This is a genomic window from Halorubrum sp. B52 (assembly GCF_059752555.1).
In genome coordinates this window covers 281,476-300,085 of the sequence record NZ_MWTG01000007.1, presented here as the reverse complement: position 1 = coordinate 300,085, position 18,610 = coordinate 281,476, and the positions used below count along the sequence as shown (strand labels likewise).

Here is an 18,610-nt window from a genome sequence, read left to right as displayed (position 1 = left end):
AGTCGCTGGCGGCGGCAGCCGCCAGCGACGAGGCTGGGGAGGCGTGAGGTGCCGTTGCGGTGCGAGGCGGGCTTCGGAGACGTTCTCCCCTGATCCGCAATCACCTATTTATGAGCGAGCGGCCAGTAATTTGGAAGTAGTCACCGCCGGCCGGCTGACAACTATTTATAAACGAACTGCCGGGGGTATAGAATTGACCGCCGTGACGTGAGCACCGACTCGATTGCTGTCCGCTTATTCCTCCGGGTCTTCACCGCGCGCTCGCTTGTACATCGCCAGGGCCTCCTCGCGTCGCTCGGAATGATCCACGATCGGCGCGGGGTACTCCGGCGCGGCGTTCCCGCGTTGCGTCGGCGACAGCTCGTGCCACTCGTGGATCAGATCGGCGTCGAGGCCCCGGAGCTCGGGGACGTACTCCCTGATGTACTCAGCGTCCGGGTCGTACCTCTCTCCCTGCGTCATCGGGTTGAAGATGCGGAAGTACGGCTGCGCGTCGGTCCCCGTCGAGGCCGCCCACTGCCAGCCGCCGTTGTCGTTGGCGGTGTCGTGGTCGGCGAGCTTCTCTCGGAAGTGGTCGTAGCCGTGCCGCCAGTCGGCGAGCAGGTCCTTCGTGAGGAAGGAGGCGACGATCATCCGCACGCGGTTGTGCATGAACGCCTCCTCGCGGAGCTGGCGCATCCCGGCGTCGACGATCGGGTGCCCCGTCTCGCCGCGCTTCCACGCCGCGATCTCCTCGGGGTCGTCGCGCCACTCGATCCCCTCCTCGTACTCCTTGTAGTTCGCCGTCACCACCTCCGGATTGTGGTACAACACCTGCGTGTAGAACTCCCGCCACGCGAGCTGCTGCTGGTACTCCTCGACCGCGGCGACGGGTCCCTCGTCGTCTCCGCTATCGCCGCCGCCGTCTTCCCCGGATCCCGCGTCGCCCGCGGCCCGCTCCGCCGCCGCGGCCGTCGCGCGCTCGGTCGCCTCGTACACCTCTCGCACCCCGATCTCGCCGTACTTCAGGAACGCCGACAGGCGTGAGGTCGCCTCGCGAGCGGGGTAGTCGCGCTCCGCGTCGTACGAGAACACCGCCTCCGAGAGGAAGGCGTCGAGCCGCTCGCGCGCGGCCTCCGTGCCGGCCGGGCCGACGTCGGCGTCTGGCTCCGCGAACCCCAAGTCCGCCGGCGACGGGAGGTCGCCGACGGCGACGCGGTCGGTCGCGACGCCCCCGTCGGCGAGCGCGCCGGCGTCGCTCCCCAGCGCCGCCGCCAGCGCGTCCGCGGCGACGAGGTCGCTCGCCTCGGGCGTCGGCGCCGGCGGGTCGGTCTCGCGGTCGGTCCACTTCCGCCAGTAGTAGGTGTACACCGAGTACGGGTCGCCGGCGTTCGTACGGATCGAGTCCGGGGTGTGCAGCACCGCGTCGTGGTGCGCCTCGCGCTCGATATCGACCTCGTTGAGCGCCGTCCGGACCGCGGCGTCGCGCTCGCGAGCGAGCCCGGAGTAGTCCCGGTTCCAGACGACGCGGTCGGCGCCGAGGGCTTCGGCCAGCTCGGGGAGGACGGCCTCGGGATCGCCGCGGGCGACGAGGAGGTCGCTGCCGCGGTCGCGATAGCCCTCCCGCAGCGCCGCGAGCCCGTCGAGCAGGCGGCGGACCCGCACGTCGCTCGCGTGCGCGAGGACGTCGTCGTCGAAGACGAAGACGCCGGCGGCCTCGCCCCGGTCGGCGGCGGCCGCGAGCCCGACGTTGTCGGCGAGCCTGAGGTCCCGTCGGTGCCAGAACAGCTCCATGGGATCGGCACGGGTGCGAGGACCGTGAAAGCACCGGCGGCGGTCGCGGAGCCGACCGTTACGGCGCCGCCCGAGGCCGGCTCACAGCTCCGGACGCCCGGGGATGTCCACCCGATCGAGGAGGAAGTAGCCGACGGTGAGCGAGAGGACCAGCACCGCTATCGCGAGCGCCGCGAGCACCGTCTCCTGCCCCGTGCCGTAATCCTCCAGCCGGAAGCTGATCGCGCTACGGGCGACCGCGATGATCGACGCGCTGACGACGATCCTGAGGACGGGTTCGCCCTTGGCGTACGCGACGAGCGTGCGGTGGACCTCGACGATTATCAGGAGGAGGAGGACGCTGTCGAGCAGGCCGACGACCGCGATCGGATCGGCGATCGCGCCGCTGACGACGAGCCCGTACAGCGACAGGAAGAGGTCGAACAGGCCGATGAGGAACAACAGGAGGAGGAAGTAGGCGGCGCCGAGCACCAGCCACTCCATCGCCACCGCGGCCGGCTCCGTCGCGTCTTCGAGATCGACCGCCATGGATTCTCCTCGCGCGGGGACGGCAAGTCGTTTTTGCCTACCCGTCGCCCGTTCGCACCTACCCGCCGGTCGTCAGCGCCTCCAGCAGGCGGACCGCCGGCGCCTTCGCGAGCGGGTCGTTGGCGTTGCCGCAGTGGGGCGACTGGACGCAGGCCGGACAGCCGCCCTCGCAGTCGCAGCCGTCGATGAGCCGCGCGGTGCGGGCCATCAGCTCCTCGATCCGCTCGTGGCCGCGGCGCGTGAGCCCGACCCCGCCGGGGTAGCCGTCGTAGACGAACACCGCGGGCGCGTCGGTGTGCGGGTGGTACGGCGTCGAGATGCCGCCCACGTCGGCGCGGTCGCAGAGCAGGTGGAACGGGAACAGCGAGATGATCCCGTGCTCGGCCGCGTGGATCCCGCCGTTGAAGGCGTACTCGCCGTCCGGTGCGGACTCGTTCTCGTCTTCCTGGCCGGTCTCCTCCCCGCCGTCGGTCGCCGCTTCCGTGCCTCCGCCATCGGTCTCGCGACTCCCGATCGCGCGCATCTCCGACTCAAGGTCGGCCGGCACCGGGAAGTAGAGGGCCTTCGTCCGCAGCGTCGTCTCCGGGAGGTCCAGTGTCGACTCCCCGAGCGACTCGCCGGTCTTGGCGTCCTTCCGGACGAACCCCGTAATCTGCTCCGTGACGGTCACGTCCGCGAACCGGACCGGGACGTCGGGGCGCGCCGCGAGCTCCCGCTCCGCGAGGTCCCCGTTCACGACGATGTCCTTGTCCGTGAGCGGTCGCGTGTAGTAGTCGGCCCAGGAGGACTGCAGCTCGGCGACGTCGCGGTCGAGGTCCAGCTCCGTCACCTCGTAGGTGCGCCCCTGCTGGTGGTAGATGGCGCCGGGGTGGGCGTCGCGCAGGGCGTCGCCGAAGCCGAGCGAGGCGACCGTCTCGTTCCGCGAGGAGTCGATCAGGTCGATCTCCCGGTCGCCGACGGTCCGGAGGCTCACGGACTGCTGCGGGCTCGACGGCCCGGCGTGGGTCCATCGCACCCCGTCGGCGGTCTCCCGCCTGTCGAGGACGCCCCCGTCGGTCAGGTCGGCGACGACGCCCGGGAAGGTCTCGCCGAAGAAGCGCTCGTCGTCCGGGGAGAGCCAGCTCTCGTCGGCCGCGCAGGCGACGTGGCCGGGGAGCAGCTGGCCGTTTTCGGGGTCGCAGATCGCGTCCTCCGGCGGCGCCTCGAAGAAGTCGGCCGGGTTGTTCATCAGGTACTGGTCGAGCTGGTCTTCGCCGCCCACCATCACGACGAGGGCGGGGTCGTCGCCGCGCCCGGCCCGCCCCGCGCGCTGGTACGCCGACATCCGCGTGCCGGGGTAGCCGTCGAGGATCACGGCGTCGAGCCCGCCGACGTCGACGCCGAGCTCCAGCGCGCTCGTCGACCAGACGCCGCGGAGCTCCCCCGAGTGGAGGTCGGCCTCGATCTCCCGACGGCGCTCGTCCGTCAGCGCGGCCTGGTACGCGCCCACCTTCCCCGCAAACTCGCGCTCGCCGCGGTCCCGGAGGTCGCTCGCGCTGTCGGTCGCGTACTGCTCGGCGGTCTGCCGCGCCCGCGTGAACGCCAGCGTCTGGGCGCCGGCGGCCACGAGGTCACAGAAGAGCCGCTTGCTCTCCGTGTGGCTCGACTTCCGGCGGCCGCTCCCGCGTTCCTGCCAGTCGTCGTCGTACTCCGGGGGGTTCCACAGCACCCAGTCGCGCGGCCCCCGCCCCGAGGCGTCCTCGTCGATCAAGGCGATCTCGTCGGGGTCGCGCCCGGTCACCGCCGCGGCGTGCTCGACGGGGTTGTTTATCGTCGCCGAGCAGCAGACGAACCGGGGGCTCGACCCGAACCGCTCGCAGGTCCGCGCGAGCCGACGGAGGGTCATGGCGACCTGCGAGCCGAACACGCCGCGGTAGCTGTGGACCTCGTCGATCACGACGTACTCCAGCGACGAGAAGAACCACTCCCACAGCCGCCCCGCGTACGGCAGCAGCGCGTAGTGGAGCATGTCTGGGTTCGAGAGGAGGACGGTCGGTTCGCGGTCGCGCACGTCCCGCTTCTCCGACCGCGAGAGCCGGCCCGTGTACGACGCGACGGAGACGCCGCTCCCGAAGCCGAGCCCGTGGGCGAGCTCCGAGAGCGATTCCTCTTGGTCGGCGATAAGCGCGTTCTGCGGGCCGACGTAGAGTGTCCGGCCCCCGCGGTCCATCGCGGCCTCGAAGGCGGGGACGGTGTACGCGAGCGACTTCCCGCTCGCGGTCTCGGTGGCGAGCACGACGTCGTCGCCGCCGCGGACCGCCTCGATCGCGTCCGCCTGGTGGCGGTAGAGTCGATCGATTCCGTCCTTCGCGAGCGCGTCGGCCATCCGGGGCGCGAGGTCGACGTCGCCGAAGGCGGGCTCGCGGGCTGGGAGGCGGCGGTGCTCCGCGATCTGTCCCTCGTAGAACGGTCGGTTCCGCAGCCACTCGATGGCGTCCTCCACGGCTATCGGTTCGTGGGGACGGGCGGGCCTAACGGTTGTGGTCGCCGAAATCGATCCGGGAGTGCGGACCGGTCAGTCGTCGGCCGGCGCGGGAGAGCGGCCGGCGGCGGGCGGCTCCTCCGCGGCCGGCGCCGCCGGACCCTCTCGCACGAGCGGCGGCCAGCGCACCTCGATCGCGACCGGGTCGTCGAGGTCGAGCTCCATCCGGAGGTCGCCGCGCCGCTCGGCGAGTTCGAAGCCGACCCTCCGGTAGACGCGACGCGCGACGCGGTTCCCGCTCTCGACGTGGAGTTCGATCCCCTCGCGGTCCGCGGCAGCGGCGTCCGCGATCACGTGCCGGCAGAGCTCGGTCCCGACCCCCCGTCCCTGGGTCGTCGGGTGGACGAAGACGGCGAGTTCGGGACGCGCCGCGTCCGTCGGCGTGTACATCGCGTGGCCGAACAGTTCGCCGTCACGCTCGGCGACGACGTTGCTCCCCTCGCGCAGCATCGACTCGATCCACTCCGCCCGGCGGTCCCGCGTCACCGGGGGGAGCCCCTGCGCGCGGTCCGCGGTGTCGAACCCCTCGTACATCTCGGCGAGCGCGGCGGCGTCCTCCCGGACGGCGGGCCGGACCGTCCACCGGGCGCCCTCCTTATCGACGAACCGCGGACACCGCGGCGGGCAGTGGACCGTGCCCTCGCACTCGCTCCCGTCCCACCCCTCGCAGGCGACGGCGTCGTCGTGGCTCATGGTCGTGTCTCGGTCCCCCGGCCGGTTATATCGTGATAGCTACTCCCACGGCGTGGGAACGGTCGGTGACTCGACGCCTGGATCGGGGGCCGACCCCGACTCGGCGACCATCACTCCCGGATCAGGACGATCCCGTCGCGGAACACCGAGTGGTTCGGGATCACGTGGTCCTCCCCGTCGGCCTCGATGTGCGTGACGAACAGGTCGACCTCCTGGACGATGCCGCGCTCGCCGGCGACTTTCACCTCGTCGCCGACGCTGTAGGGCTGCCGGAGCAGGAGGAACACGCCGGCGGCCGCGCTGGCGACGAGGTCCTTCGTCGCCAGCGCGGCGAAGAGGACGACCGCGAACGCGTACGCCGCGAGCAGCACGATCAGCGCGAGCGTCTGCACGCCCACCTGTCCGAGCGCGACCAGCGCGGCGACGTACACGACGCTGTACTTGACGAGCGGCGGCAACACGCCGAGTTCGGGGAGCTTGATCCCGCGGAGCCGCTCCGCGACGATCAGCTCCGCCTTGTCGCCGACGACGACCCCGACGATCATGACGAGCACGGCGACGAACAGGCGCGGGAGGAAGGAGGCGACCGAGGACCAGAACCGGTCGAGGTAGTTGACTTCGGCGACGGTGAGGGCGACGATGACCGCGACGGCGACGATGAAGTAGCTGGACAGCTGCGCTAAGATCCGCACCGTCGACGTGTTGAACTCGCGGACGGTCCGCTCGAACGCGGTCCCCTCGATCGCCTCCGGCACGCCGGCGCGGGTCAGCAGCCGGCGGTTGATCACCCCGACGACGTACGCCAAGACCAGCCCGACGACGATCACGAACAGGGCGAGCCACAGCCTGTCGGGGACCCTCGCCGCGAACTCCCTGAACGCGTTCTGTGCCGCGATCATGGGTGGTCAGTACTCCTCCGGATCGATCTCCAAGACGAGTTCGCCCGCCTTGAACGCCCGGACGAGCCCGTCGGACTCCGAGAGCACGATCGCGGTCGCGTTCGTGTCCCGGGTGATCGCCCCGCCGGCCATGTGGCGCGCGCCGAGCCCCTTCGGGATGTCGACGCCCTCCGCGCCCGGCTCGAGGTAGCGGTACGCGGAGACGATCTTCCCGGAGTCGGAGACGACGAACGCGCCGTCGAGCCGCGAGAACTCCTTGAGCATCACGTTGACGATGGGGTCGCCGACGTGGACGTGCGACTTCTCGAAGGGGTTGTACGACAGCGGGCGCGACTTGTTCATCACCTTCCCCGCGTCGCCGACGACGAACAGCGCGCCCACCGGCTTCCCCTTCTGCCCCTTCTGGCCGAGCTCGATCGCGACCTCGAACACGTCGCGGATGACGCTCGGCTCGGCCCGGGAGTTGACGAACAGGTCGTAGATCCCGGTGTGGACCGTCTCGTCGACGGTGACCCGGATCACCGCGTCCGACCCCCCGTCGAAGACGCTCGCGATGCAGACGACCTCGTCGCCCTCGGAGACGAGGTCGGCGTCCATCGAGCCCTCGATCCCGAACCGGATCCGGTCTTTCACGTTGTCGAACGGGAGGGGGAGCTCGACGAACGTGTCGGCGTCGACGTCGTTGTCGGGGGCGACGACGACGATCTCCGTGTCGCCGTCCTCGAACCGGTCGTGAAACGAGCTCGTCGGCGAGAACAGGAGCACCGCGTCGGCGTCCTCGACCAGGTCGGACAGGTGGTCGGTGAGCGAGGCCATTGTCCGAGACGACTCCCGGACGACGTATAGTCGTTGTGTCGTCGTCGTTCGAGCGTCCGACACGTTACAGCCGCGAGAAACGACCACCGGCCGTTCACCGCCCGCCGCACGCCGCGCGACTTTTCCCCGCGCGCCGCCACCCGTCGGACGAACATGGCGACCAGCGACGCGCTCTGGGCGTACCGCGACCGGTTCGGCGACGCCTTCGGGCGGACGTACTTCCGGCGCTTCGGGCCGGGCGTGGTCTCCAGCGTCGGGATCGGCACCTACCTCGGCGAGCCGACCGCCGCGGTCGACGACGCCTCCCGCGAGGCGATCGGGCTCGCGCTCCGCTCCGGGGTGAACCACGTCGACACCGCGGTCAACTACCGCTGCGGGCGGGCCGAGCGCGTCGTCGGCGAAGCGGTCCGCGACTCCCCGATCGACCGCGACGCCGTCGTCGTCGCGACGAAGGGGGGCTTCCTCCCGTTCGACGGCGAGCGCCCCGACGACCCCGCGGCGTTCGTCCGCGACCGCTACCTCGCGACGGGGATCGTCGACGCCGACGAGCTCGCGAACGGCGCCCACGCCATCGTGCCCGGCTACCTGGAGTGGTCGCTCGACCGCTCGCTCGACCGGCTCGGGCTCGACGCGATCGACTGCTACTACGTCCACAACCCGGAGACGCAGCTCGCGACCCGCTCACGCGAGGCGGTGTACGACCGGTTGGAGGCCGCCTTCGAGGCCCTCGAACGCCGTCGCGTCGCCGGCGACGTCGGGGCGTACGGCGTCGCGACGTGGGACGCGTTCAGGGTCCCCGAGGGCGACGAGCGATACCTCTCGCTCGCCGAGGTCCTCGCGCGGGCCGAGGCCGCCGGCGAGGCGGTCGGCCCCGAGGACGACCACGGGTTCGAGGCGATACAGCTCCCCTTCAACGTCGCGATGGCGGACGCGTTCACGCGGCGGAACCAGCGACCGCCCGGGGGCGACGCCGGTGTCGACTCGGATCGCGATCCGGTCTCGACGCTGGAGTTCGCCCACGAGGCCGGGCTCTCCGTGGTGACGAGCGCGAGCATCGGGCAGGGAGAACTCGCGAACGAGGGCGCGATCCCGACCGACGTCGACGCGACGCTCGCCGGCGAGACGCCCGCCCAGCGCGCGCTCAACTTCGCGCGGAGCGCGCCGGGCGTCACCTCGTCGCTCGTCGGCGCGAGCGACCCGGCCCACGTGCGCGAGAACGTCGCCGCCGGGACGTTCGACCCGCTCGGCGCGTCGGCGTTCGACGCCGTCTTCGAGTGAGCGCGACGCTCCTCGGTGGCGGGGGTAGGGGGAGTACCGAACGCGGGGGAGAATCGGACGGAGGGGGACGAACGGAGACCGGGGCGGTCGGGTCGGCGAGCGCTCGGCGACGTTGCCTCGTCTCAGCGCAGTTCTTTAAACGTGGCCTCGCACTCGGGGCAGACCCGGACGGAGAACACCTCGTCGGGGTCGTTCTGCTTCTTCAGCACCTTCTCGCAGTCGGCGCAGTTCAGGCGCTCGTACGTGTCCTTGAACAGGTCGCCGTCGCGGAGTCCCTTTCGCGTCGATTTCATATCTTCCGGTTAGTTACGTGTGGGTATAAAAACCCCGTACGACGCGAGTCGGACGGGGACGCCCCGTCACCGGGGTCCGACATGCGATGGCCTCCCGCGGCGCCTCGCTTTCGCAACGCTTGTCTCCGGGCGTCGTGAAGACCGTCCGTGACACGGACCCGGCTGTTCGGATCGCTTTGCGCCCTCGTCTTCCTCGTCAACTTCGCGCGCGTCGTGTTCGCGCCCCTCGTCGGGGCGTTCATCGGCGAGTTCGCGATCGGCGAGGGGACCGCCGGACTCATCGTCACGCTCGCGTGGCTCGGGTCGGCGGCCCCGCGGCTCCCGGCCGGGTGGGCGCTCACGCGGTTCTCCCGTCGCCTCGTAATCTTGGTCTCGGGAGCGATGCTGACGCTCGGCGCGCTCGGCGTCGCGCTGGCGCCGGGCGTGCCGACGCTGATGGCGGCCGCCTTCGCGATCGGCCTTGCCTCCGGCGTCTACTTCGTCGCCGCCAACCCGTTCGTCTCCGAGCTGTTCCCGGACAGCGTCGGCCGCGCGATGGGCGTCCACGGCACCGCGAGCCAGCTCGCCGCAGTCGCCGCCGCGCCGGTGATCACGGTCGCGCTGTGGTACGACTGGCGGCTCGCCTTCTACGGGCTCGCGCTCGCCGCGGCCGCGACGACCGTCGCCTTCGTCCTCCTCGCCGCCCGGACGGACCTCCCCGACGCCGGCGCGGGCGACACCGACTTCGTCCGCGGCGCGCTCTCCGAGTGGAAGCTCATCCTGACGGCCGTCGTGCTGATGGGGCTCACGGGCTTCGTCTGGCAGGGCCTGTTCAACTTCTACGAGCTGTACATGATCGACAAGGGGCTCCCGCCGGCGACCGCCCGGAACCTCCTGACGGTGATCTTCGCGGCCGGCGTCCCCGCCTTCCTCGTCTCCGGCGACCTCGCCGACCGGCTCCCCCACGTGCCCTACATCCTCGGGATCGTGACGGCGTTCCTCGTCAGCGTCGTCGCCGTCGTCGCGGCCTCCGGCCTCGCCGCCGTCGTCGCCGCCAGCGTCGCCGTCGGCTTCGCCATCCACATGCTGTTCCCCGCGATGGACACCTTCCTGCTGGCGTCGCTGCCGGACGGGTCCCGGGCGTCGGCGTACGCGGTCTACTCCGCCGGTATGATGTCGACGCAGGCGGCGGGGTCGTGGGCCGTCGGCGAGACGATCGAGGCCGGCGTCGCCTACGACGCCGTCTTCCTCGCGCTCGCCGGGGGGCTCGGCGCGGTCGTCGTCTCCTACGCCGCCTTGGAGCGCATGGGTCGCGTCCCGGGCGGCGCGGCGGGCGCGGACTCGGCGGCGTGAGCGTCGCGCGGGGCGCGGTCGCTCCGCCCGCCCCGCGTGTGTCGGCACGCGCCACGGGTATCGCACCTATTTAGGGCGTCCCGCCCCTGTACGGTGATAATGGAGTACGTCCAAGAGCGCGTGACGACGCTGCACGCGTTGACCGACCACCGGCCGGACGCCCCCACCGGCCGGGCGGCGGTCGTGGTGCCGATGACGGAGCGCGAGTACGGCACGCTCGCGGCCGAGCGCGTCCTCTCGGCGCTGGAGACGGTCGCCCCCGCACGGGTGATCGTTCCCCTCCGAGCCCCGCCGGAGCGCGTCGGTCCCTTCGCCCGCTGGCTCGCCGGCTTCGACATCGACGTGGAGACGCTGTGGTGCGGCGGTCCCCGCCTCTCAGAACTGCTCGCCGACCGGGGGCTCGACGGCGAACGCGGGAAGGGCCGGGACGTGTGGCTCGGCCTCGGCCGGGCATTGGAGGAGGAGTACGTCGTCGTCCACGACGCCGACACGAAGACGTACTCGCCGGCGTTCGTCAACCGACTGCTGTTCCCGGTCGCGAACGGGCACTCCTTCTCGAAGGGGTACTACGCCCGCGTCGAGGACGGGGCGCTGTACGGCCGGCTGTTCCGGCTGTTCTTCCGGCCGCTCGTCCGCGCGCTCGCCGACGCCACCGAGCGCCGCGAGGCGGGCGTGCTCGAGTACCTCGAGTCGTTCCGGTACGCGCTCGCCGGGGAGTTCGCGGCGACGACCGACCTCGTCTCGAGGCTCCGCGTCCAGCGCGGCTGGGGACTGGAGGCCGGAACGCTCGGCGAGGCGTACGCGCACGCCGGCTTCGCGGGGAGCGCGCAGGTCGACCTGGGCCGCTACGAGCACGACCACCGCTCCGTCGACGGCCCGACCGGCCTCGCCGACATGAGCCGCGCGGTCGGGGAGGCGACCCTCCGCGCGGTCGAGGAGGGCGGTGTCGCCGTCGACTACGACGGGCTCGCCGACCGCTACCGCGAGGCGGCCGAGCGTGTCATGGCCGGCTACGAGACCGACGCCGCGTTCAACGGCCTCGACTACGACCGCGACGGCGAGCGCTCGCAGGTGGCGACGTACGCCGACGCGCTGGGCGAGCCGGGACCGGACACCCGGCTCCCGGCGTGGCGCGACGCGCCGGTCACGCCGGCCGAGGTCGCCGACGCGGCCCGGGCCGACCTCGCCGCGGCGGCCGGCGGACTGGGAGACGACGCGACTCGAACCGCCCGGGCGCTCGCCGACGCCGACGTCCGCGCGAACGGCCATCGACCGCCGACGGACCCACTCCCCGACCCGGCGCCGGGGGAGGACTGACGGATGACCGATGGGACCGGCTCCGACGGCGCCGCGGCGAGCGAGCCCAGCGTGGCCGCCCGCGACGACCTCGCCGGCGTCGTCGACCTGTTCGACTGGCTCACCCGCGCGGAGCTCTCGCGAGCGCTCTCGGAGCTCGCTTTCAAACAGCGAACGGAGGTCGACGACGACGCCATCGCCGCCGCGATCGACGTCGCCGTCGCGGAGTACGCCCTGGTGCCGGCGCCGCCGGGGGCGCTCGACGAGGCCGGCGACGGGAACGCGGCGGTCGCCGACCCCGACGAGGGGCTCGACGCCGACGACGTCGCCCTCGCGGTCGGGCCCGCCGCGTTCCCGTCGCTGCCCGAGGACGCGGCGGACCTCCCGCACATCCTCGACGTGCCCGAGCGCGGCGTGGACCGCGAGGCGCTCTCGGAGGCGGTGTTGGAACGCCTCTCCGAGGACGCGGTCGCGGCGATCGGCGAGGGCGACGCCGACCGGCTGGAGGTCCTCGCCGACGTGACCTACGACATCGAGGCGTGGGCGCCCGTGGACGCCGAGCCGATCCGCGAGCGGATCGTCGCCGAACTCGACGCCTGAGCCTTTTAAAAAGCGATCCGCTTCGGGCTCAGGCGCTCGCCTCGGCCTCGGCGAGCTCTCGCGCGAGGAACTCGGCGATCGACACGTCCGCCTCCTCGACGAAGCGGGCGAGCTCCTCGCCGTCGGCGCTCTCGACCACGACGGTCGGGATCAGCTCGATTCCGTACGCCTCGACCCCTTCGCCCTCCTTCCCGTTCGGTCCCTTCGTGACCGGGAAGTCCTCGATCCGGTCTCTAGGGACCCCGGCCGCGTCGAGCGCGGCCGCGAACGCGGGGAGCTGCCGCTGGCAGTCGCCGCACCAGTCGCCGCCCCACACCTTGAATCGGTAGTCGCCGGCCCCGAGCGCCGCCAGGACCTCGTCGTCGAGCGCGTCGCCGCCGGCCGCGCCGGCCTCGTCGGGCGCGAGCGTTTCGAGCGTCATACCCACCGATACGCCGGCAGCCCTTGTAAACGGCGCGTCGGTGGCAACCGCGCGTCTTGCCGCGTTCCGTCGGGCATTTGAGTGACGACCCCGTTCGTTCGGTCAATGGACGACGACGTGTTGAAGGGGCTCGGCTCGCCGCTGGTGCGGGTCGACTCGCCGCCGGGGACGACGGTGGCCGCGAAGGTCGAGTCGCGCAACCCGGGCGGCTCCGCGAAGGACCGCCCGGCGCGGTACATGGTCGAGGCGGCCGAGGAGTCCGGGAAGCTGGAGCCCGGCGACGGGATCGTCGAGCCCACGTCGGGCAACACCGGCATCGGGCTGGCGATGGTCGGCGCCGTGAAGGGGTACGACGTGACGCTCGTGATGCCGGACGGCAAGTCGATGGAGCGCCGCCGGCTCATGCGCGCGTACGGCGCCGACGTCGACCTCGTCGACGGCGACATCTCCGCGGCCAAGGAGCGCGCCGACGAGCTTGAGGCCGAGGCCGGGATGGTCCAGCTCCGCCAGTTCGAGAACCCCGCGAACCCCCGCGCCCACTACGAGACGACCGGCCCGGAGGTCGTCGAGCAGGTCGGCGACCGGACCGTCGACGCGCTCGTCGCCGGCGTCGGAACGGGCGGCACCCTCTCCGGAATCGGTCGGCGACTCCGCGAGGCCTTCCCCGACGTCCGGATCGACGCGGTCGAGCCCAGCGACAACGCCGTCCTCTCCGGCGGCGAGCCGGGCGTCGACCGCTTCCAGGGGATGGGGCCGGGGTTCGTCGCCCCGAACCTCGACGTCGACCTCATCGACGAGGTCCACGCGGTCGACATCGACGACGCGGAGACGGAGTGCCGCCGGCTCGCCCGCGAGGAGGGGCTCCTCGTGGGGCAGTCCTCGGGCGCATCGAACCTCGCCGCGAAGGACGTCGCGGCCGAACTCCGCGAGTCGGGCGCGTACGAGGGCGACGAGCCCCTCGTCGTCACCGTGTTCTGGGACAGCGGCGAGCGGTACCTCTCGGCCGGCACGTTCGACGAGTGACTCTCGCCGACCGCGGCGCCGTCCGGGATCGAAAGCGTTGACCCCCGACCGAACCGACTCCGTCTCAGTGACAGGCGGATGAGCTGGCAGTACCGTCACACGGTGCTGTCGCTGTGCATGCTCGCGTTCCTGGTGACGTACTTCGCCAGGCTGGCGATCAGCCCGGTCGTCCCGCTGATCGTCGACGACTTCGGGGTGTCGAACACCGCCATCGGGATCGCGCTCTCCGGAATGTGGCTGGCGTACGGCGCCGCCCAGTTCCCGAGCGGCGTGCTCGCGGACCGCCACGGCGAGCGGAAAGTGATCCTCGTCGCCGTCGGCGGGACCGCGGCGATGAGCGCGGTGCTCGCCTTCGCTCCCGTCTTTCCCCTGTTCGTGCTGGCGGCGGTGCTCCTCGGTCTCGTCGCCGGGCTCCACTACGCGGTGGCGACGACGCTGCTCTCGCGGACCTTCGACGACATCGGCACGGCGTTCGGGCTCCACTCCGCGGGGGGTCCGCTCGCCGGGCTCGTGGCGCCGGTCGCCGCGGCCTGGGTCGGCGTCCGATACGGCTGGCGCCCCGCGGTCGCGCTGGCCGCGCTGGTCGGCGCGCCGGTGTTCCTGCTGTTCGCGTGGCGCGTCCGCCCGACCGAGCCGCGCCGCCCCGACCAGCCGATGCGGGACCGGTTCGCGGTCGCGCCGCTCGTCGAGCTCCTCTCGCGGCCGAGCATCCTCCTCCCCCTCTTCATCGCGATGACCGGCACGTACGTCGTCCAGGGCGTGATGTCGTTCCTCCCCACGTTCCTCGTCGAGTTCCGGGGGTACTCGCCGTCGTTCGCCGCCGGCGTCTTCTCCGCGTTCTTCGTCGTCAGGGCGGTCGCGCAGGTCGCGCTGGGGCGGCTCTCGGACCGCGTCGGTCGCGACGCCGCCATCGGCGGGGCGATGCTGGCGGGCGCGGTCGGCACCGCCGCCTTCGTCTTCGGCCCCGGACTCGCCGGCGTCGCCGTCGCGGTGCTGCTGGCCGGCTCCGGCGCGAGCTTCTTCTCGGCGATCGACCCGCGGTTCATGGACGCGCTGAGCGACGCGGAGCGCGGCGCCGGGTTCGGGCTCGTTCGGACCGTCTACACCGTCGTCGGCTCCGCGGGCTCCTTCGGCGTCGGGCTCGCGGCCGACCTGTTCGGCTGGGGCGTCTCCTTCGCGATCCTGGCGGCCCTGTTCGGCGTCACGTTCGCCGTGCTCGTCGCGAACGCGGCGCTGGGAACGGGGTACTGAGTCTCCCACGGCGCTCGCCGACCAGAAGCTACGAGTCGGCGCGCGACCTACGACCCCGCGTGCACGATTACCACGCCCACACGAACTACTCGGACGGGGCGTTCCTGCGGTGGATGGTGGACGCCGCCGCGGACGCGAGCCTCGACGGGATCGGGTTCGCGGACCACTGCAACGTCTCGCCCGAGGCCGGCGCGAAGCGGTACAGGCGCGCGCTCGGATTCAACCTCGACCTGACGTACGAGCGACGCCGGACGGCGATCGAGGCGGTCCGCGAGGACGCCGCGATCGACGTGTTCGACGCCGCGGAGATGGATTACGACCCCGCACACGAGGCGGCGATAGGCGACTTCCTCGCCGAGGCCGACTTCGACTACGCGGTCGGGAGCGTCCACCAACTCGACGGCGCGAACGTGCACGCGCGCTCCCACTTCGCCGACAAGCCCGAGTCGGAGCGACGGGCGCTCGTGGAGCGGTACTTCGAGAAGCTGGTGGCGCTGGTCGACTCGGAGCTGTTCGCGATCGCCGCGCACCCGGACCTGATCGAGCGGAACCCGCACCTCCGCGGGTTCGCGACCGAAGAGCAGTACGCGGCGGTCGCCGACGCGCTCCGGGAGTCGCGGACCGTTCCCGAGATCAACGCCGGTCGGCTGCTCGACGACTACGGGGAGTTTCACCCCGCCCCGGCGTTCCTCGACCGGCTCGTCGACGCCGGCGTCCGGGTGACCGTCGGGACCGACAGCCACGAGCCGGACGAGATCGCGCCCCGGCTCCGCGAGATCGAGGCGGAACTGGACCGGCGGGGACTCGACCCGGTCCGACTCGACGAGGTCGTCGCGGAGGCTTGATTTCGCTTCGCTCAGTCGAACACCGGCCGACTGCGTCGGCCGAGCCTGACCCGGCTACGCCGGGTCAAACAACGTCTCGCCCTCGACCATGTGCGCCTCGACGGCGTCCATGTCGAGCGTGACACCGAGGCCCGGCTCCTCCGGCACCTCGATGTAGCCGTCCTCGATGACGTCCTCCTCGACGAGGTCCTCCCACCAGCCGAGCTCGTAGGAGTGGTACTCGATCGCCAGCGAGTTCGGGATCGCGGCGCCGACGTGCGTCGCCGCCATCGTCGCGACCGGCGAGGCGACGTTGTGCATCGCCACCGGGACGTAGTACTGGTTCGCCACGTCCGCGATCTTGCGGGTCTCGCGCATCCCGCCGACCTTCGGCAGGTCGGGGGCGACGATGTCGACCGCCTGGTTCTCGATGAGCCGGCGCAGCTCGGTGACGCGGTAGCGGTTCTCGCCGACCGCGATCGGCGTGGTCGTGTTCTTGGTGACCTCCTCTTGCACCTCGAGGTTCTCCGGCGGCACGGGGTCCTCGAGCCACCACACGTCGTGATCGTTGATGGCCTCCGCGAGGCGCTTCGCGGAGCCGCCCGAGAACGTCCAGTGGCAGTCGAAGGCGACGTCGGCCTTGTCCTTCACGCGCTCGGTGACCTTCTCGACGATCTCCGCCTTGTGACGGATCTCGCCGGGGCGGAGGTGGCGGTTCGCGCGGTCCTTCTCTAACCCCGAGGGGACGTCGAGGTCGAACTTCAGCGCGTCGTAGCCGAGCTCGTCGACGACGCGCTCGGCCTCGTCGGCGCACGCGTCGGGGTCGGCCTCCTCCTCGGTGTGGCAGTCGCAGTAGACGCGCATCCGGTCGCGGTACTTCCCGCCGAGCAGCTGGTAGGCGGGGATGTCGAGGATCTTCCCGGCGAGGTCGTGGAGCGCGACCTCGATCCCGGAGATCGCGGTGACGGTGACGCCCTCGACCGAGCCCTCGCCCGACATCTTCTGGATGAGGTGTTCGTACAGCCGGTCGATGTCGAGCGGGTTCTCGCCGACGACGAACGGCTTCATGCGCTCGATCAGCTCCGGGACGCCGGCGCCCCAGTACGCCTCGCCGGTGCCGACGACGCCCGCGTCGGTGTAGACGCGGACGAGCGTCCACGGGAAGTTCCCGTCGACCATCGTCGTCTGGACGTCCGTGATCTCGACGTCGCGGCCGCCGCCGCGCGAGCCCGTGACCTCCATCGTCTCGGCGGAGAGCTCCCGCATCGTGTACTCCGCGTTCGGGTCGTGGAGCGACTCGTAGTTTCGGCTCATGGTCGGCGATTCATTCGGAACAGGGTAAACGTTTATGTTCGATCGGCCATCTGAGGCGCGAGCCTCTCGACTCAAGACAGCTCTCCGAGCGCGCTCTCACCGCGGGTAATAATAGGGAGCTTTTCATTACCGTGTTCGCAACGTAGCTCATGGTCGAGATCACCGATTCGCTCGCGTGTCTGTTCACCGGAGAGGTCGAGGAGCGCGACGGCGACCACGTCGTCGCGGTCCCCTCGTCGGAGATCGAACACGGGACGGTCACTCCCGACGAGACGTACCGGGTAGCGCTGATAAAACGAGACGAAGGAGACGAGCCCGGAGCCTCGGGCGAGGCCGCGGCGAACGCGTCGCCGGACCGGGACGTCGCGGGCAACGGGGCCGGCGCCCCCGCGGCGCGCTCCCCCGCGGACGCCGCCGCCGGCCCGCCGGTCTCCGAGGGCGACGTCCGCGAGGTCACGATCGAGACGCTCGGCGACAAGGGCGACGGGATCGCGAAGATCGAACGCGGCTACGTCGTCATCGTCCCGGACTCCGAGCCGGGCGACGAGCCGACGGTCGAGATCACGAGCGTGCGCGAGAACGTCTCGTTCGCCGAGGTCGTCGGCGAGTAGCGTCGCCGTCTGACCCGCCTCTCGGACCCCGGTCACTCCGGCGGGTCGCTCCGCGAGAACAGCCGCCGGAGGTGCGTCGCCGAGAAAAAGGAGCTCGGGCGGTCCATGTGGACGCCGATCTCGCCCGACAGCGCCCGCAGGCCGAGCCGCTGGACCGGCTCCGGCAGCGAGTAGCACCGGCGGATCCCTTTCCCGAGCAGGATCTCCCGGCCGATCGCGTCGCGCCAGCCGGCCTCGTAGTCGTCGAGCGTCGCTGGATCGTCCGGGTCGACGACGTCCGCGGCCACGTCGGCCGCGGTCATTCCGTAGAGGATCCCCCCGCCGGTGAACGGCTTCGTCTGCGCGGCCGCGTCCCCGATCAGGAACGCGCGGTCCGACGTGACTCGGTCCGGCGGGCCGACCGGGATCGCCCCGGAGCAGAACCGGTCGGTCGTCGCGCCGTACGCGTCGGTGAGCCGGTCGAACATCGCCGTGACGTCGTCGCTCGGGGGCGCCGCGAGCCCGTACTCGACGCCGGCGTCCCCCCGCGGGATCCGCCACGCGAAGAACGTCGGCGCGGTGAGGTGGACGTCGACGAGGTCGCCGGCGTCGGCCGCGTCGTCGAACGCGAGCACCCCGTGGAGCAGTTCGTCCGGCTCCGGGAGGTCGAGCGACCGGCGCACGCGGGAGGTGGGGCCGTCGCAGCCGGCGACCATCCGCGCCTCGACGGTCTCGACGTCGCCGTCGGGAGCCCGGACCTCGACGGCGACGCGGTCCGACCGCTCGTCCACGTCGAGGACGGTGTGGCCCTCGCGCACGTCGGCGCCAGCCTCGCGCGCGCAGTCGGCGAGCGTCCGGTCGAGCCCGACGCGGTCGATCACGTTCGAGACGGGGCGGTCCTTGTAAAACGGGTACGCCGTCGAACCGGGGCCGCCGACGTGGAACCGCGCGCCGTAGACGCGGTTCTGGAGGAGTCGGTCGCGGGCCTCGTCGGGGACGTACTCCCAGACGTCGTCGGAGACGTGCCCCGAGCAGGCCAGCGGCTCGCCGACGGTCCCCTTCTCGAAGACGACCACGTCGCGGCCGGCCTCGGCCGCGCGCCTGGCGAACCGCGAGCCCGGCGGGCCGGCGCCGACGACGATGAAATCGTGCATGGAC

General features: G+C 71.7%; 18 protein-coding genes. 8 read left to right on the top strand and 10 right to left on the bottom strand.

The features are described 5' to 3' along the window. Positions 1-234: 234 nt before the first annotated feature. From B4V04_RS02970 to dacZ, 6 genes are all read right to left on the bottom strand, one after another. Positions 235-1,773, bottom strand: coding sequence for a cryptochrome/photolyase family protein (locus B4V04_RS02970; RefSeq protein WP_498229033.1), 1,539 nt, complete (start codon positions 1,771-1,773; stop codon positions 235-237). 81 nt (positions 1,774-1,854) lie between these two features. Next, the gene (locus tag B4V04_RS02965) at positions 1,855-2,301 is read right to left on the bottom strand and encodes a phosphate-starvation-inducible PsiE family protein (RefSeq protein WP_498229031.1); all 447 of its coding nucleotides are present in this window, start codon (positions 2,299-2,301) and stop codon (positions 1,855-1,857) included. A 58-nt stretch (positions 2,302-2,359) separates the two neighbouring features. Next, complete coding sequence (locus B4V04_RS02960; protein WP_498229029.1) at positions 2,360-4,783, bottom strand: DEAD/DEAH box helicase; 2,424 nt, start codon at positions 4,781-4,783, stop codon at positions 2,360-2,362. Positions 4,784-4,855: 72 nt separating this feature from the next. Beyond that, positions 4,856-5,515, bottom strand: a complete 660-nt coding sequence (locus B4V04_RS02955; protein WP_498229028.1) for a GNAT family N-acetyltransferase — start codon at positions 5,513-5,515, stop codon at positions 4,856-4,858. Positions 5,516-5,625: 110 nt separating this feature from the next. Next, a complete protein-coding gene (locus B4V04_RS02950; RefSeq protein ID WP_498229026.1) occupies positions 5,626-6,414 on the bottom strand; it encodes a mechanosensitive ion channel domain-containing protein in 789 nt (262 codons plus the stop codon). A 6-nt stretch (positions 6,415-6,420) separates the two neighbouring features. After that, positions 6,421-7,230, bottom strand: coding sequence for a diadenylate cyclase DacZ (gene dacZ / locus B4V04_RS02945; protein WP_144798926.1), 810 nt, complete (start codon positions 7,228-7,230; stop codon positions 6,421-6,423). A 153-nt stretch (positions 7,231-7,383) separates the two neighbouring features. Between dacZ and B4V04_RS02940 the strand changes: the two genes are divergently transcribed. Continuing rightward, positions 7,384-8,508 carry an aldo/keto reductase gene (locus B4V04_RS02940; RefSeq protein WP_498229023.1) on the top strand — a complete coding sequence of 375 codons (1,125 nt, stop codon included), beginning with the start codon at positions 7,384-7,386 and terminating at the stop codon, positions 8,506-8,508. Between the two features lie 122 nt (positions 8,509-8,630). Here B4V04_RS02940 and B4V04_RS02935 read toward each other — a convergent pair whose 3' ends face one another. Next, positions 8,631-8,801 carry an HVO_0758 family zinc finger protein gene (locus tag B4V04_RS02935; RefSeq protein ID WP_008849790.1) on the bottom strand — a complete coding sequence of 57 codons (171 nt, stop codon included), beginning with the start codon at positions 8,799-8,801 and terminating at the stop codon, positions 8,631-8,633. Positions 8,802-8,948: 147 nt separating this feature from the next. On the opposite strand from B4V04_RS02935, the gene B4V04_RS02930 reads away from it, so the two are divergent. The 3 genes from B4V04_RS02930 to B4V04_RS02920 all read left to right on the top strand — a co-directional run bounded on the left by B4V04_RS02930 (position 8,949) and on the right by B4V04_RS02920 (position 12,029). Further along, positions 8,949-10,133 (top strand): MFS transporter, encoded by a 1,185-nt coding sequence (locus tag B4V04_RS02930; RefSeq protein WP_498229021.1) that lies wholly within the window; start codon positions 8,949-8,951, stop codon positions 10,131-10,133. 99 nt (positions 10,134-10,232) lie between these two features. Further along, a complete protein-coding gene (locus B4V04_RS02925) occupies positions 10,233-11,450 on the top strand; it encodes a glycosyltransferase family protein (RefSeq protein WP_498229019.1) in 1,218 nt (405 codons plus the stop codon). 3 nt (positions 11,451-11,453) lie between these two features. Next, a complete protein-coding gene (locus tag B4V04_RS02920; RefSeq protein WP_498229017.1) occupies positions 11,454-12,029 on the top strand; it encodes a DUF7109 family protein in 576 nt (191 codons plus the stop codon). A 28-nt stretch (positions 12,030-12,057) separates the two neighbouring features. Here the strand turns inward: B4V04_RS02920 and B4V04_RS02915 are convergent, their stop codons facing one another. Further along, positions 12,058-12,450: a TlpA family protein disulfide reductase gene (locus tag B4V04_RS02915; protein WP_498229015.1), complete on the bottom strand. Its 393-nt coding sequence runs from the start codon at positions 12,448-12,450 to the stop codon at positions 12,058-12,060. 105 nt (positions 12,451-12,555) lie between these two features. Between B4V04_RS02915 and B4V04_RS02910 the strand changes: the two genes are divergently transcribed. The 3 genes from B4V04_RS02910 (at position 12,556) to B4V04_RS02900 (ending at position 15,569) form a co-directional block, all read left to right on the top strand. Further along, positions 12,556-13,473, top strand: coding sequence for a PLP-dependent cysteine synthase family protein (locus tag B4V04_RS02910; protein WP_498229013.1), 918 nt, complete (start codon positions 12,556-12,558; stop codon positions 13,471-13,473). Positions 13,474-13,551: 78 nt separating this feature from the next. Next, complete coding sequence (locus B4V04_RS02905; RefSeq protein ID WP_498229011.1) at positions 13,552-14,724, top strand: MFS transporter; 1,173 nt, start codon at positions 13,552-13,554, stop codon at positions 14,722-14,724. 59 nt (positions 14,725-14,783) lie between these two features. Then, positions 14,784-15,569, top strand: a complete 786-nt coding sequence (locus tag B4V04_RS02900) for a PHP domain-containing protein (protein WP_498229009.1) — start codon at positions 14,784-14,786, stop codon at positions 15,567-15,569. Between the two features lie 54 nt (positions 15,570-15,623). On the opposite strand, the gene B4V04_RS02895 is transcribed toward B4V04_RS02900, so the two are convergent. Beyond that, positions 15,624-16,862, bottom strand: coding sequence for a mandelate racemase/muconate lactonizing enzyme family protein (locus tag B4V04_RS02895; protein WP_498229007.1), 1,239 nt, complete (start codon positions 16,860-16,862; stop codon positions 15,624-15,626). A gap of 149 nt (positions 16,863-17,011) precedes the next feature. Here B4V04_RS02895 and B4V04_RS02890 point away from each other — a divergent pair, with 149 nt between their 5' ends. Then, positions 17,012-17,473 carry a TRAM domain-containing protein gene (locus B4V04_RS02890; RefSeq protein WP_498229005.1) on the top strand — a complete coding sequence of 154 codons (462 nt, stop codon included), beginning with the start codon at positions 17,012-17,014 and terminating at the stop codon, positions 17,471-17,473. Positions 17,474-17,505: 32 nt separating this feature from the next. Here the strand turns inward: B4V04_RS02890 and B4V04_RS02885 are convergent, their stop codons facing one another. Next, entirely contained in the window at positions 17,506-18,606 is a 1,101-nt protein-coding gene (locus tag B4V04_RS02885) for a geranylgeranyl reductase family protein (protein WP_498229004.1), read from the bottom strand. Positions 18,607-18,610 lie beyond the last annotated feature (4 nt).

Bases quoted from the DNA above. Each gene is read 5' to 3' on its own strand.
- B4V04_RS02970 (WP_498229033.1), bottom strand. From the start codon at position 1,773: ATGGAGCTGTTCTGGCACCGACGGGACCTCAGGCTCGCCGACAACGTC.
- B4V04_RS02965 (WP_498229031.1), bottom strand. From the start codon at position 2,301: ATGGCGGTCGATCTCGAAGACGCGACGGAGCCGGCCGCGGTGGCGATG.
- B4V04_RS02955 (WP_498229028.1), bottom strand. From the start codon at position 5,515: ATGAGCCACGACGACGCCGTCGCCTGCGAGGGGTGGGACGGGAGCGAG.
- B4V04_RS02950 (WP_498229026.1), bottom strand. From the start codon at position 6,414: ATGATCGCGGCACAGAACGCGTTCAGGGAGTTCGCGGCGAGGGTCCCC.
- dacZ (WP_144798926.1), bottom strand. From the start codon at position 7,230: ATGGCCTCGCTCACCGACCACCTGTCCGACCTGGTCGAGGACGCCGAC.
- B4V04_RS02940 (WP_498229023.1), top strand. From the start codon at position 7,384: ATGGCGACCAGCGACGCGCTCTGGGCGTACCGCGACCGGTTCGGCGAC.
- B4V04_RS02935 (WP_008849790.1), bottom strand. From the start codon at position 8,801: ATGAAATCGACGCGAAAGGGACTCCGCGACGGCGACCTGTTCAAGGAC.
- B4V04_RS02925 (WP_498229019.1), top strand. From the start codon at position 10,233: ATGGAGTACGTCCAAGAGCGCGTGACGACGCTGCACGCGTTGACCGAC.
- B4V04_RS02920 (WP_498229017.1), top strand. From the start codon at position 11,454: ATGACCGATGGGACCGGCTCCGACGGCGCCGCGGCGAGCGAGCCCAGC.
- B4V04_RS02915 (WP_498229015.1), bottom strand. From the start codon at position 12,450: ATGACGCTCGAAACGCTCGCGCCCGACGAGGCCGGCGCGGCCGGCGGC.
- B4V04_RS02910 (WP_498229013.1), top strand. From the start codon at position 12,556: ATGGACGACGACGTGTTGAAGGGGCTCGGCTCGCCGCTGGTGCGGGTC.
- B4V04_RS02905 (WP_498229011.1), top strand. From the start codon at position 13,552: ATGAGCTGGCAGTACCGTCACACGGTGCTGTCGCTGTGCATGCTCGCG.
- B4V04_RS02895 (WP_498229007.1), bottom strand. From the start codon at position 16,862: ATGAGCCGAAACTACGAGTCGCTCCACGACCCGAACGCGGAGTACACG.
- B4V04_RS02890 (WP_498229005.1), top strand. From the start codon at position 17,012: ATGGTCGAGATCACCGATTCGCTCGCGTGTCTGTTCACCGGAGAGGTC.
- B4V04_RS02885 (WP_498229004.1), bottom strand. From the start codon at position 18,606: ATGCACGATTTCATCGTCGTCGGCGCCGGCCCGCCGGGCTCGCGGTTC.